The sequence below is a fragment of the Blastomonas sp. genome (genome assembly GCF_041747255.1).
In the GTDB taxonomy this organism is placed as follows: Bacteria; Pseudomonadota; Alphaproteobacteria; order Sphingomonadales; family Sphingomonadaceae; genus Blastomonas.
This window is the reverse complement of record NZ_JBGTFM010000206.1, coordinates 1-16,581: the sequence shown is the minus strand read 5'-3', so window position 1 is coordinate 16,581 and position 16,581 is coordinate 1. Positions and strand designations below refer to the sequence as shown.

Genomic DNA, 16,581 nt, shown 5'->3' with positions numbered 1-16,581 from the left:
TGGGTCGACTGCTGCCGGACGCGAATGCCGGATCGTGGGACATTACTGCCGTTCGCAAGCGATCCGTCGAACAGCAGGTTTCGCCAGGATTGGACGACCACGGCAGATTCAGGCACTGACAGAGCGATGCAGACCGGTCCGTGTATGGCGAGTGTGGACGCGACTTGATTTGCTCAAATCTTCATCCACGTTTCAACTCAGTAATTATCAGTCGCACTGTTCATGTGAAGTTTGTCTGAAAGCAAAGCCTAGTCCTATCGTAGATATAGCCAAGTTGAATAAAACCGGAAACATAGGAAAGCTTCTTTTGGTGCGCGATAATGCGAACAGCCAAAGCGGACTATCGTCAAGTTGCTCGTCAAAGGACAGCACCTGCACATCATGTTTCCGCTGCCACCAATCGATCTGTGTCGGCTGGAGCGACCGATCGCCAACTGCTGCACCCCAGTTTGCGCTGGGCAGCTTGCCTGTGCAGTCGACAAACACGCTGTTTGGATTGATCGGAAGCCTGCCGCCACCGCGCAGAACCATCTCCGGGCCTGCGGGTGTATCCACAACGTCTTGAAGAAAGCCCTCAACAACGCCGTGTAGCGCGCGGACTGCAAATCTGCGATCCTGCTGTACCGAACGATTTTTGAACCACGACACATGCTTTGATATAGGCCCGCCGCTACCGCAGAAGTACCGGCTGGTGAAGTCCAGGACCGCTGAAGCTAACGAGGCCAAAGACGATTGCGGGCGCAGCGATCGTGATGTGAGTTCGGTCAGCTCAGAAACGACGCTCACGCGTCCTTCGATGATCTGGATCCAGCGGCCACGCGCATGAGATGCCAGTGCATGGGCGGTAGCCAGACCTAGCCTGCCGCCTCCGACGATATAGACCGGCGACAATTCTTCGAAAATACCTTCGTCGCGCAGCAGCTGCGGACTGGCCAGGCGCACGGTTGCCGATGAGACCCCGAACCCATGTTCATTATACCGCGCACGTGCATCGGCGGGCGTTGCGACGCCTGACAAAGCAGGTGCCGATTGCCGGTGCCAGTCCGGAGCAAGCGGAGTCCTTCCATTTCCTCGGGTTGAAAGAACGGTTCCTTGTGCTGGTGGCATGTATAATTTCCCATCGATGCTTCTGCTTCGAGGGGTCTGGCTCATGACCGTGGACTATAGCGTGGTGTTCTGCGTGGTAATCCCCCGGGAGGAACGTGGAAATGTCAGAAACGCTGCGGTCCTGCTCTATCCGCTGGGGGTTGGGTGATTCAGGAATTCGCGGACGGCCCTCACGAATTCCAGCGAGGCGTCCTCCCGGCCAAGCAGCAGATGATTGGCGCTATCAAGGCCGACAAACTGCGCATCGCCTATTTGCGCTGCCATGGATTGCCCCGTTTCGACCGGTATCCGCATGTCATTGCGACTGTGCACCACCAATGTTGGCGCTTTCACGTCCTTGAGGCGATGGCGGATGTCTATATCGGCAAAGGCTTGAAGAAAACGCACCGCATTTTTAGGCGTCGTGGTCAGACGTTGGAACTCGTCGAACCAAGCCAGTTCTTCCGACGTGGCAGTGGGCATGAATGTCTGCGAAAACAGGTGCCGATACGCCGGGTTGTCGCGTCCCCAACCCGTTTCGGTCAAGACCATGACAGCTTCGCGCTCACGCGCTTCCTGATCACTGGCAGTGTGCCGCCAACCGGCCGGATAACCGCCGAACAATATTAGGTGCGAGATACGCTCGGGATGCCGCGCGGCAAACTCGATCGACACCGCAGCCCCTTGACTGATGCCAAGCAGGGGAAACCGGTCAAGCCCTGCTGCATCCACGACAACCTCAAGATCGGTTACAAAGCTTTCAAGATTGATCTTCGGGACATCCCAATCAGAAAGACCGCACCCTCGCTCGTCATAACGGATGAAGTTGAAAGATGTAGCCAGGTTACGGAACAGCGGGCTCCAGATTGGAGCCTCCCAGTCTAGCTCCAAATGCGAGAGCCAGTTGGCTGCTTTGACCAACGGTGGATGGTTGGGATTGCCGACTGTGGCCCATGCCAGCGAACTACCATCATCGGCCTGGACGAAGCGGATCGACTGGCGTGGCGGCGACAGATTGGTTTCGCGAGAGACGACCAGTTCCTGATGGCGGGTCTGCGGCGCAGGTTCCTTCCCCAAAGACGGAGATTCAAGGCCGGCCTCGTGAAACGCGCGATCGAGCTCTGCGGCGAGTTCGTTCGCTTCGTGCTCGCGTCCAAGCCTGCGTCGCGCCAGCACCGCCTGCCGTGCGGCGGCGGGATCGAAAGGTGCATCTATCAACCAGCGCTCGGGCCATTTCTCGGCATCTTCGGGCGTAAGTTCCGGAGCATGAGCCAAATAGCGTGCAACCTTGATTCGTAGCCGCGTCACCTCATTGCGTTGCTGCTCCAGCCAGGCCACGAAGCTTGGCTGGTTGGGCAGATCACAGTCTTCCAACAGCTGATGGTCGGAATTGCTCCATGCCGCTGCCAGCCGCTCGACATCGTGGGTCTTCTCATTGGCAACCGCTCGAAATTCCAGGAAGTCCACTTTAATTGCGCTGGTATCGAGCCGGACACGTTCCCGGTCTGCCAACAGCCGCGTTTCGCCATCGATCTTCACGACCGGGCGCAGCTTGCTGAGCGACCAGCGCAGCGCGCCACGCGGATCGTCAGGAATTTCCCAGAAAAGCTCGCAAAGCCGGTCGCGACGCTGCGGCGCATCAGTCAGTGCCAGATAGGCGAGCAGCGCGCGGCTTTTACGCGAAGCGGGCAGCGCAACCGGCTGCCCGTCGCGAGTGACCTGCATCGTACCAAATGTCTTGATTGACAGCATCGGTCCGCTTTTCTGCTTGGAGGAGGGTCGGTGCCTCGCCACCCTATGTCTCCTCGTTCGCTGGCGCGAGCACATTCTGGTCAAGCGGCCTTGTTGACCTGCACAGCACGAGCCGTCTGCTGCTTGATCGGCGTTCCAGTCCCGAGCAGCGCGATGATTTCGGCGCGCTTTTCCCTCCTCGCATCATCGAGTGGAGTGTTGCTCCAACGATCTTTCGGTTGAAGCTCGCAGCCTGCGGCGATCAAAAGCCGTGCCGCATCGACCTGGCCCTCGCATGCAGCCAAGTGCAGCGCGGTGCGGCCGTCGTAGTCGCTGCACGTGATATCGGCGCCCATGGCGATCAGGCGGCGCAATTCACTGACGTCACCGCGTGATGACGGTCACGCGGTTGCGGCCGCGTAGACTTCTTTGCGCGACATCACCGCCCAAGCGATGCGCGCTGTTTTGTTGGCAAGCGCCACTGTCGCGATCTTCGCAGGCTTGCGCTCCAGGAGCTGCGCCATCCAAGGCTGTCGGTCGGGACTTTTGCGCGTCATCCGCATCACCGCTGTCGCGCCGACTACAAGCAGCCGTCGTAAGTAGCCGTTGCCCTGCTTGGTGATTCCGCCAAGCCGTTCCTTGCCGCCAGAGCTATTCGCTCGAGGCGTGAGCCCTAGGTATGCTGCGAACTGGCGTCCGGATCGGAACAGAGAGGCATCTGGCACTGCGGCCGATATAGCTGACGCGGTGATCGCGCCGATGCCCGGGATCGTGGCGAGCCGCCTGCTCGTCTCGTCGGCGCGGTGCCACGCGAGGATCTGCGCTTCCAGTCTATCGATCTCGCTGGTGAGCGCTCTCAGCTGAGCAGCGAGCCCGTGCAACGCAGAACGAGAATGGGCAGGCAGCTCTTCTCGCCGCTCATGCAGCGCCTTCAGCATCGCGGTTACGCCACCCGCACCAATACCCGTCACGATCCCGTACTCAGCGAGGTGCCCCGCAAGGCATTGATGAGCATGGCCCGCTGCCGCACCATCAGGTCGCGGCTCTTGTGGAGCATCAATACCGCCTGCTGTTCGACGGTCTTCATCGCAACAAACCGCATCGTCGGTCGCGTCACCGCCTCGCAGATCGCCTCGGCATCTGCTGCATGAGTCTTCCCACGCTTTACATCGGGCTTACATAGGCGGGCGGCATCAGCCGGACCTCGTGGCCTAGTGCGATCAGCTCGCGAGCCCAATGATGGGCCGATGCACATCCTTCCATACCAACAAGGCAACTTGGCAGATCGGTGAAGAAGCCGATCACCTCTGCGCGCCGAAGCTTGCGCCGGATGAGAACGGCGCCATTGCTCTCGATCGCGTGAACTTGAAAAACACTCTTCGCCAGATCCAAACCGACGGTAACAATCTCCTGCGCCATTTGCCGACTCCTAGACGTGGACCTACAACGGCCCATCATTGCACAGCTACGCTCGTGCAGGAGTCGTCCACGCCATCACGTCAACAGGTGGCATGAGACAAATTTCACCATCGGAAGGCAGTTGTCGGCCAGCTTATCGTAGCGGGTGACGATGCCGTCATAGGCTTTGTCTGCGGGCACAAGGGTGCTCGGATCGAGCCGGTTGAGTAGCGTCAGCGCATCGGTTGCATCGTGCGCCTAGCCCGCACTCAGGCCGAGCCGGAGCAGGAGGCCCTGCCGCTCCACGAGCGCGTGGATCTTGGTCGTGAGGCTGCACCGGTAGCGACCGACACATCGATCTCGCCCCCCTTTTTCCCGTCGCAGCCCTCCAGTGCGTCCGGATAGAAGTGCTTTTGGTCATCTGGCTGTCGCTGTCATGGGCCAAAGTGATCGCGTCCATCAGCCGGTCCCACACGCCCGCCCGGCGCCAGCGCACGAAGCGGTTGTAGTGGATGGTGCGCGAACCATAGCGCTCGAGCGCAACACCCAGAAAATGCCATTAAGTACCCGGCGGTCATCAACGCGCGGAACGCCCCTCAGCTTGTTAGGAAGCAATGGCGCAACGGCGCAATCACGCGCCACTCGAAGGCGGTCAGATCATAGCGGCTCATGCAGCTGGCATGGATCATAACTCTACCACTTTAGGAATCCCATTCATGGGCACACGACCTGGAGCAGGCAATTCGAAAACGGTTGGGCCAATAAGGTAAGCTGAGCGATTGACACCGGTGTCTGAGAGGTGCAAAAGTTCCGTCGGGGAATAAACCGCAGCCACGAGAAGCGGGCTGACAAAGGAGAGGTGGCAAGTGTATGGCCTTCCGGCATCGTAAACAGTTCGCTAGCTTTGGTTTGGCGACGATCAGTGCTTTTTCATTTACTTTGGCAATAACTGCGCCCGGTGCTGCATCACAAACCCGTTCGCCCCGCATGCTGGCAACCGAGGAAGGCGGGCCGGACTTCAGCTATGCCGGTTATCGCTTCGGCCTAGCACCCTTGCCGACCGCGAATGGTACGGTCATCGACGCGCGCTTGTATGGCATTGTCCCCGATGACGGGAGAGATGACGCAAAGGCTTTGCTTCGGGCGATTGCCGCAGCTTATCAGATCAACGGAAAGGTCACGGTGCAATTGCCCCCCGGCCGCATCCAGATTGGCGAGGTTATTCCGCTGGAGCGCAGCAATTTCGTTCTACGAGGTGCAGGTTCCGGTGTCGGCGGAACCGAACTATATTTCCCCCGCCCGCTCAACATCGTCGACGAACCAGCGCGACAGGAAGAGCTGCGCGGGTATTTGAAACATGAAAACAAGTTTGAGGTGATCCCGGAGCAAAACATCAACTTCCTCTTTAGCGAGTATAGCTGGTCCGGGGGTTTCCTGCTGGTCGGGCCGAAAAAAGACCGGCCGGTGTCCTATGATCCGGCCCGCGATCGCCGCACACCCGTTCTGGCCGATCCGGTTTCAGCGGCGCAATTTGCCCGGACGATCAAGGTCAACGACGCCTCGCGACTCAAAGTTGGACAGGTGGTGCAGATCCAGTGGTTCTCGGTCGATGGCCCAGACAGCGCGATCCTGCGCTCGATCTATGGCGATCTTTCGGGCTGGAACGAAAGCGAAGCGGGGCAGTCTGCCCCACTCGTGATCGGGTCGCATCACTGGACTTTCGCTAACCGGCCAGTTGTAGCGCAGCCAACGCGGATCACCGCGATCAAGAATAATGCCGTGACAATCGGCGATCCGCTTTTGCATGGCATCTCGGCAAGTCAGCCTGCGGTGATTGCCTCGTGGGAGCATCTAGAGGAGGTGGGCGTTGAGGCGATGAAGTTGACTTTCCCCGACAACCCCTGGTTCGGCCACCACCTTGAAGCTGGCTATAACGGAATCTACCTGACCGGGCTGTTCGATGGCTGGGTGCGCGATGTGGAGATTCACAATGCTGACAGCGGCATCCTGACCGACAATGCCGGTTCTATGACCATCGACACGGTGCGCACGACTGGCGACCACAAAGCGCACTACACCGTCCATGTCGGCGCTGTGCACAATGTGCTGGTCCGCGATCTTGTGGTCGAGAACCCCTCGGTCCACCCAGTCAGTGTCAACACCCGCTCAACCCGCTCTGTGTTTCTGCGCGCTGACATTCGCCGGGATGCGATCATCGATCAGCATTCGGGATCTAACCATCAGAACCTTTTCGATCAGCTCACCTTGCATGTCTCGCCGCTCACCACCGCCAAGGGCTGGACCTACCGACTGTGGGAGGGCGGCGGCGCACCCTATTGGAAGCCGGGTCACGGGCTTTACAACACCCATTGGAACCTTAAACTCGTGTTCCCCGACGTGGTGCCAAAAGATGCGGCTGTCGATATGACCAGCGGGCTTGAAGGACCGGGTGCACGGATCGTCGGTTTGCACGGCAATCGCTCGCTGATGCTGAAATATCGGCCAGCGCCTTATTCCGAAATGCTCAACGAGACGGTAAGGTCGGTACCGTCGCTGTATGAATATCAGCGCGCCTTAAGACGTGCGCAAATGCAATGATCCGGCAAGTCAGCCGGAACCGGTGGCGCAGCCTATGCGCCGGGAGGCGGCGGTGCGATCGATGCGCGTTCGACCAGTTCGGCTGGCAAGTGAACGAGATCACCCGAAAAGCGCCGGTTCGGTAAGAAATCGCCAACCAGCTTTTCCGCGGCGAGCACGCCCATGTCTCGGATCGGCCAGCGGACCGTCGTGAGCGACGGCCAGACATGCGTGGCCGTCGGCGAATCGTCAAAGCCCACCAGCGACAGGTCGCGCGGGATCTGGAGATTGCGCTCAAAGGCCGCATGCATGACGCCGGCGGCCATTTCGTCATTACTGGCAAAGATCGCGGTTGGACGTGGATCGAGACTGAGCAACAGGCGACCGGCCGAACGGCCGGATTCGAAACGGTAGTCACCTTTCACGCTGTAATCTGGCTGAACCAGTAAGCCAGCTGCGTCCATCGCCGAATGAAATCCAAGCTCACGCTCGGCTGCCGAGCGAAAACCCTGAGGCCCACGGACGAACCCTATCCGCTGATGCCCCATCGCGATCAGCAGGCGGCATGCCTCCGTGACCGCGATCCTGTCGGTCGACGTGACGCTGTGATCACCATCATCGAGAGCAGCAGATCCGACTCGGACAAATCGCATACCCATCGAACGGCACAGGGCGCCGATCTCGTCGCGCTCGGAAATCGGGGGTAGAATGATCGCACCGATAGGGCGCTGTTGCTGGAGGAATGCAGCCACATCCTCGAGCATTCTAGGGGAATGCCGGTCCACCGGGCGCACCATCAGCGCAAGCTCGCTTTGCTGAATGGCGTCGAGAATGCCGCGTTCGAAATTCTGTACCGTTTGCGCGTTGGGATTGTCGTGCAAAAGCACAATAGCGAAGTTGCGCCCTAGCGCTAACGCGCGCGCCTGGGGATTGGGGACATAGCCGAGCCCAAGGATGGCCTGCTCAACCCGGCCCTTTGTAGCGACGCTGAGGCCCGGCAAACCATTAATGACACGGCTGACCGTCTTTTTAGAAACGCCTGCATGCGACGCTACATCATTTATCGTTGGCTTGCGGTAGGTCTGGTTTGCGCCGGATGACATAGTGGTCGTGTGCTACTGTTTCAGCGCCAAGGTCAAGCGAAATGCATGCCTCAGCTGGTGGCTCGCGCACCCTACAGAAAGAGCAGGCTGGGGGATTGACACCGGTATCAATCAACTCCATGTTGAGCTTAACAGGGGAGCGTTGAGGTCAAGCCATGAGCGACCACGAGAGGATTGCGCGAGCATTTATCGACTCGCGGAGGGATGACGCGGTGCTGCGCACCTATCCCGGGACCATGCCTGCCTCCCTTCACGAAGCCTATCGCATTCAGGATCAGGCCATCGCTTATGATGGTCGCGTGGTCGGCGGCTGGAAGCTTGGCCGGATCCGACTGCCCGACGCGCGCCAGTATGGCGCCGAGCGCCTCGCCGGACCGATCTTCGGTGATTCGATCGTCATTTCCGACGGTGCCAACCCGGTGGCGGTGCAGGTGCTCAGCGGCTTTGCGGCAGTTGAGGCCGAAGTCCTGCTGCGCTTGTCATCGACGCCGCCAGCAAATCTTTCGGTCGAGGACGCACCCGAGTTCGTTGACGAGGTGCGACTGGGAATAGAGGTCGCAAGCTCGCCTTTTGTAGGTATCAACCAGAACGGGCCGGCGGTCACGGTGTCGGACTTCGGAAATAATTTCGGACTGGTGGTCGGTCCGCCTATCCCGGACGCAACGTCACCAGGCGGACTGGATCATCTCGCCGTTCTGGCGATTGATAATGTCACAGTTGGTACTGGCCTTGTGGCGGACATGCTCGATGGTCCGTTCGGTTCGCTCGCGTTCCTTGCCCGCCTTCTGGCCGAACGCAGACTCAGGCTTGAGGCCGGGCAATGGGTGTCGAGTGGTGCGATCACGGGAGTGCATCCGATCAGGCATGGGCAGCACGTGCGCGCAACCTTCGGGAACTTCCTCGCCATCGAATGCACCACCGTCCCCGCGCCGCTACAGAAGCGCCCGACATGAGCGGCGCGCCTGTCGGCCAGACCATCACCGGTACGACCGGGGTCGCAGAGACGATTGGACGCCGCCGCTGGCTGGTGGTTGCATTGTTGTTCATCGCAACCACCGTCAATTACATCGACCGCACCATGTTGGGCCTGCTTAAGCCGGAACTGTCGCAGGAGCTTGGCTGGAGCGAGAACGATTACGGTAATATCGTCACCGCTTTCCAGTTTGCCTATGCTTTCGGCTTCCTGTTTATGGGATGGTTGATCGACAAGGTTGGTCCGCGGGTCGGGTATACTATTGCAATTGCCATCTGGACCATTGGCCATGTTGCACATGGCTTTGCGTCCTCCATTCTGGCATTTATATCAGCACGCGCGGTACTTGGTGTGGGTGAAGCGGGGCATTTTCCCTCCGTTGTGCGCGCCAGCAGCGAATGGTTTCCGCAGAAGGAACGGGCCTACGCAATCGGATGGGTCAATTCTGCCACGACGATTGGCGTCATTCTGACGGCCCCGACCTTGTGGTTGTGCATGGAAGTGATTGGCCTGGGGTGGCGGGAAACGTTCATTTGCACCGGTCTATTCGGCGTTGTTCTGGCTACGATCTGGTGGTGGGTCTATACAAGCCCACGTCAAAATCTCCGCGTCACCGCTGATGAGCTTGCCTGGATCGAGCACGATCCGCCCGAGTCAACACAGCAAATCAAATGGGGCGCGCTGGTAACCAAGCGCGAAGCCTGGGCCTTCGCTTCCGCTAAATTCCTGACCGATCCGGTGTGGTTCCTGATGCTGTTCTGGCTACCGAGCTATTTCAGTTCCACCTATGACATTGATCTCAAGGTTGTGTTGTTGCCGATGATCGCAATGTATCTTTTGTCCGACGTCGGGAGCATCGTCGGCGGATGGCTGTCATCACGCTTGATCCAGCGCGGCAACAGTGTCAATTTTTCGCGCAAGATCACCATGATCTGTGCTGGCGCCTGCGTCTTGCCGTTGCTGTTTGTCTCCGGGCTTGAGAATATGTGGCTGGCGGTTTTCCTGATTGGCCTGGCGTTGGCCGGGCACCAGGCCTTTTCCACCAACCTGCTCGCTCTGCCGCCAGATATGTTCCCGAAACGCGCAGTGGGCTCTGTTATCGGGCTTGGAGGTTTCATGGGTGGGATTGGCGGAATGATCATGGCGAAGTCAACGGGCCTCGTGCTCGACGCGACAGGCGGTGATTATTCGATAATCTTTGCGGTGTGCACTTCGGTCTATTTCATCGCAGTCCTGACAATTCAAATTCTGTCGCCCCGGTTGGCGAAGGCGGACATTTGAGATGTAATGAGAACACGAAGTACGTAAATCGTGCGCGTAAATTTGACACCGGTATCATAATATACCGAAAGGGGAGGATAGGACTATGAAGTACAAAACTTGGTTGATGAGTTCGGTCATTTTTGCACTCGCAGCGTCGTCGATGGCTGCGCAGGCACAGACGCAGGGTCAAAACGACACAAACGCGCAAGAGAACCCGGACGGTGAAGAAATCGTCGTTTCGGGCATCCGGGGCTCCTTGCAAAAGGCTGCGGAGGTCAAGCGTGACGCCGATCAAGTGCTTGATGTCATCACCGCCGAAGACGTCGGCAAACTCCCCGATGACAATGTCGCCGAAGCACTCCAGCGCATCACAGGGGTGCAGATCACGCGTGTGTTCGGCGAAGGCCAATCGGTCAATATCCGCGGCCTACAACAGGTGCGTGTCGAAATCGACGGGCGCACGCTGCTGGGCTTTTCGGCGCGGGTTTCTCCTCCCGAAAACGACAACCTCGGGCGTTCTTCAGGGCTTGATTCTGTGCCGTCTTCGCTGTTTGGCCGACTTGAAGTTGCCAAATCATCTATCGCCAGTCAGGTTGAAGGTGGCCTTGGTGGGACGGTGAATCTAAAGACCCCCAAACCGTTCGATTTCAAGAAGCAAACCATCTCAGTCGGCGTGCGCGGCACCTACTCGGATGAATCCAAAAAATTCGAACCAGCCTTCCAAGGACTGTTCACCACCACATTCGGCGGCGATGACGAGTTCGGTATCTTGATCTCGGGCGAGTATCAAAAGCGCACGTCGCGGCTGCAACTGTTCGAGCGCAATAACTTCCTGCAGCGCAACAATGGCGACCTGACCGCGACCAATCGTCTGGCCCCGCTGCAGCTGCAATATGAAAACGTTCTGATAGACCGGTCGCGGATCGGTGTGAGTGGTTCGTTTCAGTGGAGGGCGTCCGACAATCTCACCCTGACGGCGGATGCGCTCTACTCGCGGGTCGATGCTAACCGCACCAACGAGGCGGTGACCTTTATCCTGCCGACCAACCAGAACCTCAATTTTCGCAACCCGATGTTCCAGGAACTTGGCGGGTTTCAATACATCGTGTCCGCCCAATCAACAGGCCGCATTCGCGCACAGAATCAGCGCCGCAAGGACCCGACGGACAACCTGCTGGTCGGCTTCAACGCAGCATGGGACAGCAATGATGGCTTCACCATAGATGCAGATGCCTATTACAGCCGCGGCACACTGCGTCAGGAAATCGAAGTCACGGTGCTCGATACGCCCAATAACGTGATCGGGACCTTCGATTTTCGGAACGGCACGGTGCCCAGCCTGATCCTTGAACGGCCCGCCGGGACGGCGCTTAACCTTACTGATCCAAGCGTCTACACCTTCCCAACAACTGGCAACCTGACCCTGCGCGCTAACCAGTTGCCGGCCAATCTTGAAGAATACGCCGCTCGGGTTGATTTCGGTTACGAAGTGAGCGATGGTTTCAAGCTGAGCGCTGGTGCGCGCTATGTCGATCTGAGCGCCGACCAGACATCGTTCCGCAGCCGCGGCCTTGCTACCCGAGCCGAGCTGGAGCCGTTCCTTGTGCCAGGCGATCCCGATTTCCTAAGCGGCATCAATGGAAATTTCCCGCGCCAATTCGCAACCTTCCTCCCCGATCGCGATTTCTTGCTCGGGCGCGTGCTCGCCAATGAACCGGGCGACGGGCCGAACGGCTTTGCCCGCAACAACCTGCGCGATTTCGTGCTGAACGAGAAGACCTACACCGGCTATGTCATGGGCAATGCCGAATTCGAATTACTTGGTCGTCCAGCCAAATTCAACGCCGGCTTGCGTGTCAGCCATACTGAGTTCCGGGCTGACACGCTGACGCAATTGCCAGGCAACGTGCTGGTTCCCACGCGTGACAGAAACAGCTTCACCAACGTGCTGCCGAGCGCAAACCTGGTGGTCAACGTCACCGACGATTTCTTGGTGCGCGTGGCAGCTTCGCAGACGATGCAGCGTGCGGGCCTTGCGGACCTTGCCCCAAGTACCTTCATCAACCCGACCAATCTAACCTCGGGGGGGGGGAACGCTCAACTGACGCCCCCGATTTCGACCAACTTCGATGTCTCGTTTGAATATTACGCCGGCAGATCTAATCTTATTTCGGCGGCGGTTTTCTACAAGGATGTCGAAGACGCGATCACGACCGGCACGAACCAGGAAGACATCATCTTCGAGGGCGTGCCGCTGACCGTCCAGACCTCGCGTCCCTTCAACATCGCCAGTGCAAAGGTGAAGGGTTTTGAGGTCGGGGTGACTCAATTCTTCGATTTCCTGCCTTCGCCGTTTGATGGGCTTGGGGTGATCGCCAACTACACATATGCCGACAGCGAAGACAGTAACGGATTCCCGTTGGTGGCGACATCGCGGCACAGTTATAACCTTGTGGCACTGTTCGAGAAGGGGCCGCTCTCTGCCCGCGTTGCTTATAACTGGCGCGACGATTCGGTCTTTGAATTTACGCAGGGCCGACCTGACGTAATCCTTGCGCGGTCACAGCTTGATGCGCAGATCGGGTTCGATCTAACCAAGCAGGTGACCCTGCAGCTGCTGGGGCAGAACCTGCTGCCGCGGCAATCAGCGACGGTCGAGGTCAGTAATTTCAATCCCGCTGCAATCAACAGCTACGCGCTGTCCGAAAGGCGCCTGTCCATCGGCGTGCGGGCAAAGTTCTAGAAATGAACCCTGCCAGCGGGTCATGCGGGCACACCCCGTCTCGAACGCCCGCTGGCAGACCCAAAAATGCCCCCAGTTACCAACCCCAAGCATGTCCACAGAAAGACACTCATCATGAAAGTTGCTCTGATTATCGAAAACAGCCAGGCGGCAAAAAACGCCGTCGTTCACGAGGCGCTGGCATCAGTAGTGGAACCGATCGGCCACACGGTGTTCAATTACGGGATGTACACCCCCGAAGATAAGGCATCGCTGACCTATCCGATGAACGGGTTGCTCGCGGGCATCCTGCTCAACTCCGGAGCGGCAGATTTTGTCGTAACAGGCTGTGGCACAGGAATGGGATCGATGCTGGCCTGCAACGCCATGCCCGGCGTGCTGTGCGGCCTGTTGATCGATCCGACCGACGCCTTCCTGTTCAACCAGATCAACGCCGGGAACTGTATTGCTATGCCCTATGCCAAGGGCTTCGGCTGGGCAGCCGAGCTAAACCTGGCAGATTGCTATCGCAAGTTGTTTGAGAACGAACCGGGCGCAGGCTACCCGCGTGAACGCGCCACCTTTATGGCAGCCAATCGCGTCGTGCTTTCGAACCTCAAATCCGTGACCTGCCACGACATGCTGACCGTGCTGCGAAACGTTGATCAGGACTTGCTGCGGGCTGCGATTGCAGGCGAGAAATTCACTGAGTACTTCTATCCCAATTCGCAGGATGAGGCGATGTCAGACTTTTTGCGGAGTCTTTGAGGGTGACGATAACCAATCCCTTCGGCCTTTCCGGCAAAGTGGCTGTCGTGACCGGCGCCAATACCGGCATCGGGCAGGGAATTGCAGTTGCCTTGGCGCAAGCCGGGGCCGACATCGCGCTGGTCGCCCGCAGCGACGCCAGTGAAACTGCTGCGCAGATCGAACAAATCGGGCGGCGTGTGACCATCATCACCGCCGACCTTGCGACGATCGAACCATGCGGGCGTATTGTGGAGGAAACGATCTGCGAGCTGGGCGGCCTAGATATTCTAGTCAACAATGCCGGCATCATTCGCCGGAATGATGCGCTCGATTTCACCGAGGAGGATTGGGACGCGGTGCTCGATACCAACCTCAAGGTCGCGTTTTTCCTCGCACAGGCAGCGGCGCGACATATGGTCGGCCGTGGTGGGGGCGCAATCATCAACATCGCCTCGATGCTGACCTTTCAGGGCGGCATCCGCGTAGCGAGCTACACAGCATCTAAAAGCGGAATCGGGGGGCTGACCAAGCTGCTTGCCAATGAATGGGCCGCAGATGGCATCAACGTCAACGCCATCGCGCCGGGCTATATTGCTACCAACAATACCGCCACATTGCAGGCCGACACCGTCCGCAATCGCCAAATCCTCGAGCGCATCCCGGCGGGTCGCTGGGGCGAGCCGAGCGATCTGGGCGGCGCCGCCGTCTTCCTCGCGTCCGATGCGGCACGTTATGTGCAAGGCCATATCCTTGCCGTGGACGGGGGCTGGTTGGCGCGCTGAATGACCGGGGTGATCGCCAGTTTCGGGGAAGTGCTCCTGCGCTATAGCCCGCCCTCACCGCTGTTGCTGTCGCAGGCGCGGCAGTTTGATGTCTGCACTGGCGGAGCGGAGGCTAATGTCGCAGCGGCGCTGGCCCGCCTCGGCCATCGCACGCGGATGCTGACGGTGCTGCCCGATAATGTCCTCGGCCTGCGAGCCAAGACCGATTTGGCGGCGCATGGGGTGGACATAGGCCATGTCCGCCACGGCCAGGGCCGGATGGGAAGCTATTTCCTCGACATGGCGAGCGGTTTTCGATCGGGGAAGGTCACTTATGATCGTGAACACAGTGCCTTTGCGCAATCGTTAGCGGAAGATTGGCCGATGGTCGATTGGCTGGATGGCGTAGCGCACCTGCACCTGTCGGGGATTACGTTGGCGCTTAGTCAAGAACTGGCCGACGCGAGCTTTGCTTTGGCCTCAGCAGCAAAGGCTCAAGGCGCAACGATTTCTTTCGATGGTAACTTCCGGGTAGCCTTGTGGGAAAGGTCTCAGCGCGATCCCATGCCAGCGATCGCCCGATTGTTCGGCCTTGCAGACATTGTTTTTGCCAATCACAGGGATGCAGGCCTTTTGCTGGGCCGAGAATTAACTGGTGAGGGACCGAAACGCAGGCTCGAGGCTGCGCATGAGCTGCTGGACGCATTTCCGAATGTTTCCGCAATCGCTTCGACCGCCAGACATATCAAAGACGCGGCGACCCACCATATTTCAGCGCGCGTCGATACACGGCACAATGCTGCTGAAACCGATCAGTGGCGCATCACAGGCATTGTCGATCGGATCGGCACCGGAGATGCCTTTGCCGCCGGCGTCTTGCATTCTTGGCTAAATGATCCTGCCGATCTTGCGTCGGCAGCGGCAAGCGGACTTGGGGTAATGGCACTGAAGCATGCGACCTGGGGAGATGCTTCATTAGCCTCCATCGATGATCTCGCTGGCGTGGTAGGCGGCGCGTCCGACGTTGCGCGCTGATCAATGCAGCCAGCCCGCCCAACAACCATAAGTCCTTACGTCAACAGTAATGCACTCAAACGGCGAATTTCAAGTTTAAAAAGTTAACATCGCGGTCTCCAATTCCCTGTAGGTAGCGCCTTACCTTGAATCACACCTGATATCCATAAATCCGCTAGAATTCGAAATTCTGCTCTAATTCTACACTCTCCGAATCGTACAATTATCGAGCAATACTTCCGTTATTGTAAGCGGTATAAAGCGCCGCAGAACTTTATTAGCCCAGGCAAGCAGAAAATTGTGTGATTAGCGTGATTAGCGTTCAGCGAGGCCAGATCGGGAAATCGTAGACACAATAGCGAAACTGTCATCGGCTGTGACAAGTTCGGCTGGATGATTCCTCGATTCAAGATGACTATTACAGCCAAAATTTGCAGAAAAACGCACTTACAAGAACAGCGAGCATTTTCTAAATGCGTATTAATGTTGTATAGATAAACGAGAGCGAGCATTTAGGCCGCATTGTACATCGGAACAAGCCTCTGATGGCAAACTACGACGACGCCCTGAAAGTAATGGAAGCGGTCGCAAGGTACCGTGAGGACGAGAGTTTGCCCGACGACCCGCACGAAATCGACCGCCTCTGCGAGCGGTTGTTCTCGGACGACGGGTTTGACGAAGTGGCCATCGCATGGAAGCGTATATCGAAATACGAGCGTGAGGTACACGGAGGCGATTGGCCAAATGCCGATTGATGGGAATTGCCGTCATGCTAACATTACCGCATGGCGAAACGGATCGATCTCTACCAGGAAGCGGCCAAGCGCATGGCGATCAGCCCCGACGCTTGCATGGAGCGCCTTCGGCGCTGCAGCATCAGTTCCAAATTCGGATATGAGAGCGCTGACCCGGCGTCGCTTGCCGCGATTGTGGGAATGGACGAAGACTGGGGTGCCGGCGCTTTTGCAGAGCTGCGGAGCACGGGCTTCATCAATACGGACTGGTCCCGTTTCAAATGGTACCAGCCCAGCGGCGAGGAACTCGATGATAAGATAGCCGAGTTAGCGGCAATCGAAGCCGCGGCAATCATCAGGCTGTCGTCCATGGACTGCGCGCCGGCACTACCTGCTATCGGCGCCTTGGCTGAGAACTTCCTCGAAGAAGCGGATGGCGGGGACACGATTGCGACGAGCCTTGCTCACA

12 protein-coding genes and 3 pseudogenes are annotated in these 16,581 nt (G+C 58.3%); 9 read left to right on the top strand and 6 right to left on the bottom strand.

Features of this window, described 5'->3' with window-relative positions; genetic code table 11:
- Positions 1 to 207 precede the first annotated feature (207 nt).
- The 5 genes and pseudogenes from ACEW8G_RS07390 to ACEW8G_RS07370 form a co-directional block, all read right to left on the bottom strand.
- Entirely contained in the window at positions 208 to 1,152 is a 945-nt protein-coding gene (locus ACEW8G_RS07390) for a hypothetical protein (RefSeq protein ID WP_373487788.1), read from the bottom strand.
- Between the two features lie 81 nt (positions 1,153 to 1,233).
- Complete coding sequence (locus tag ACEW8G_RS07385) at positions 1,234 to 2,838, bottom strand: alpha/beta fold hydrolase (RefSeq protein WP_373487787.1); 1,605 nt, start codon at positions 2,836 to 2,838, stop codon at positions 1,234 to 1,236.
- 80 nt (positions 2,839 to 2,918) lie between these two features.
- A pseudogene (locus ACEW8G_RS07380) lies at positions 2,919 to 3,197 on the bottom strand (ankyrin repeat domain-containing protein); the annotation flags it as partial.
- Positions 3,198 to 3,218: 21 nt separating this feature from the next.
- Positions 3,219 to 4,236, bottom strand: a pseudogene (locus ACEW8G_RS07375) (IS110 family transposase).
- Positions 4,237 to 4,311: 75 nt separating this feature from the next.
- A pseudogene (locus ACEW8G_RS07370) lies at positions 4,312 to 4,886 on the bottom strand (IS5 family transposase).
- A 316-nt stretch (positions 4,887 to 5,202) separates the two neighbouring features.
- On the opposite strand from ACEW8G_RS07370, the gene ACEW8G_RS07365 reads away from it, so the two are divergent.
- Positions 5,203 to 6,813 carry a hypothetical protein gene (locus ACEW8G_RS07365; RefSeq protein WP_373487786.1) on the top strand — a complete coding sequence of 537 codons (1,611 nt, stop codon included), beginning with the start codon at positions 5,203 to 5,205 and terminating at the stop codon, positions 6,811 to 6,813.
- 32 nt (positions 6,814 to 6,845) lie between these two features.
- On the opposite strand, the gene ACEW8G_RS07360 is transcribed toward ACEW8G_RS07365, so the two are convergent.
- Complete coding sequence (locus ACEW8G_RS07360; protein ID WP_373487785.1) at positions 6,846 to 7,895, bottom strand: LacI family DNA-binding transcriptional regulator; 1,050 nt, start codon at positions 7,893 to 7,895, stop codon at positions 6,846 to 6,848.
- A gap of 155 nt (positions 7,896 to 8,050) precedes the next feature.
- On the opposite strand from ACEW8G_RS07360, the gene ACEW8G_RS07355 reads away from it, so the two are divergent.
- The 8 genes from ACEW8G_RS07355 to ACEW8G_RS07320 all read left to right on the top strand — a co-directional run.
- Positions 8,051 to 8,848: a 2-keto-4-pentenoate hydratase gene (locus ACEW8G_RS07355; RefSeq protein WP_373487784.1), complete on the top strand. Its 798-nt coding sequence runs from the start codon at positions 8,051 to 8,053 to the stop codon at positions 8,846 to 8,848.
- Complete coding sequence (locus ACEW8G_RS07350; RefSeq protein ID WP_373487783.1) at positions 8,845 to 10,149, top strand: MFS transporter; 1,305 nt, start codon at positions 8,845 to 8,847, stop codon at positions 10,147 to 10,149. Before ACEW8G_RS07355 ends, ACEW8G_RS07350 begins: the two co-directional genes overlap by 4 nt.
- An 85-nt stretch (positions 10,150 to 10,234) precedes the next feature.
- Positions 10,235 to 12,874 (top strand): TonB-dependent receptor, encoded by a 2,640-nt coding sequence (locus tag ACEW8G_RS07345; protein ID WP_373487782.1) that lies wholly within the window; start codon positions 10,235 to 10,237, stop codon positions 12,872 to 12,874.
- A gap of 114 nt (positions 12,875 to 12,988) precedes the next feature.
- Positions 12,989 to 13,621, top strand: a complete 633-nt coding sequence (locus ACEW8G_RS07340; protein WP_373487781.1) for an RpiB/LacA/LacB family sugar-phosphate isomerase — start codon at positions 12,989 to 12,991, stop codon at positions 13,619 to 13,621.
- A gap of 8 nt (positions 13,622 to 13,629) precedes the next feature.
- On the top strand, positions 13,630 to 14,385 hold the full coding sequence (gene kduD / locus ACEW8G_RS07335) for a 2-dehydro-3-deoxy-D-gluconate 5-dehydrogenase KduD (protein WP_373487789.1): 756 nt from the start codon (positions 13,630 to 13,632) through the stop codon (positions 14,383 to 14,385).
- Positions 14,386 to 15,399, top strand: coding sequence for a sugar kinase (locus tag ACEW8G_RS07330; protein WP_373487780.1), 1,014 nt, complete (start codon positions 14,386 to 14,388; stop codon positions 15,397 to 15,399). It begins immediately after the preceding gene.
- 524 nt (positions 15,400 to 15,923) lie between these two features.
- Positions 15,924 to 16,133 (top strand): hypothetical protein, encoded by a 210-nt coding sequence (locus tag ACEW8G_RS07325; RefSeq protein ID WP_373487779.1) that lies wholly within the window; start codon positions 15,924 to 15,926, stop codon positions 16,131 to 16,133.
- 30 nt (positions 16,134 to 16,163) lie between these two features.
- The coding region (locus ACEW8G_RS07320) for a hypothetical protein (protein WP_373487778.1) at positions 16,164 to 16,581 on the top strand (418 nt) is incomplete at its 3' end.

Excerpts from the sequence above, each read along its gene's own strand:
- ACEW8G_RS07365 (WP_373487786.1), top strand. The coding sequence starts at position 5,203 with ATGCTGGCAACCGAGGAAGGCGGGCCGGACTTCAGCTATGCCGGTTAT.
- ACEW8G_RS07340 (WP_373487781.1), top strand. The coding sequence starts at position 12,989 with ATGAAAGTTGCTCTGATTATCGAAAACAGCCAGGCGGCAAAAAACGCC.
- ACEW8G_RS07325 (WP_373487779.1), top strand. The coding sequence starts at position 15,924 with ATGGCAAACTACGACGACGCCCTGAAAGTAATGGAAGCGGTCGCAAGG.
- ACEW8G_RS07355 (WP_373487784.1), top strand. The coding sequence starts at position 8,051 with ATGAGCGACCACGAGAGGATTGCGCGAGCATTTATCGACTCGCGGAGG.
- ACEW8G_RS07350 (WP_373487783.1), top strand. The coding sequence starts at position 8,845 with ATGAGCGGCGCGCCTGTCGGCCAGACCATCACCGGTACGACCGGGGTC.
- ACEW8G_RS07385 (WP_373487787.1), bottom strand. The coding sequence starts at position 2,838 with ATGCTGTCAATCAAGACATTTGGTACGATGCAGGTCACTCGCGACGGG.
- ACEW8G_RS07390 (WP_373487788.1), bottom strand. The coding sequence starts at position 1,152 with ATGAGCCAGACCCCTCGAAGCAGAAGCATCGATGGGAAATTATACATG.
- ACEW8G_RS07345 (WP_373487782.1), top strand. The coding sequence starts at position 10,235 with ATGAAGTACAAAACTTGGTTGATGAGTTCGGTCATTTTTGCACTCGCA.
- ACEW8G_RS07330 (WP_373487780.1), top strand. The coding sequence starts at position 14,386 with ATGACCGGGGTGATCGCCAGTTTCGGGGAAGTGCTCCTGCGCTATAGC.
- ACEW8G_RS07360 (WP_373487785.1), bottom strand. The coding sequence starts at position 7,895 with ATGTCATCCGGCGCAAACCAGACCTACCGCAAGCCAACGATAAATGAT.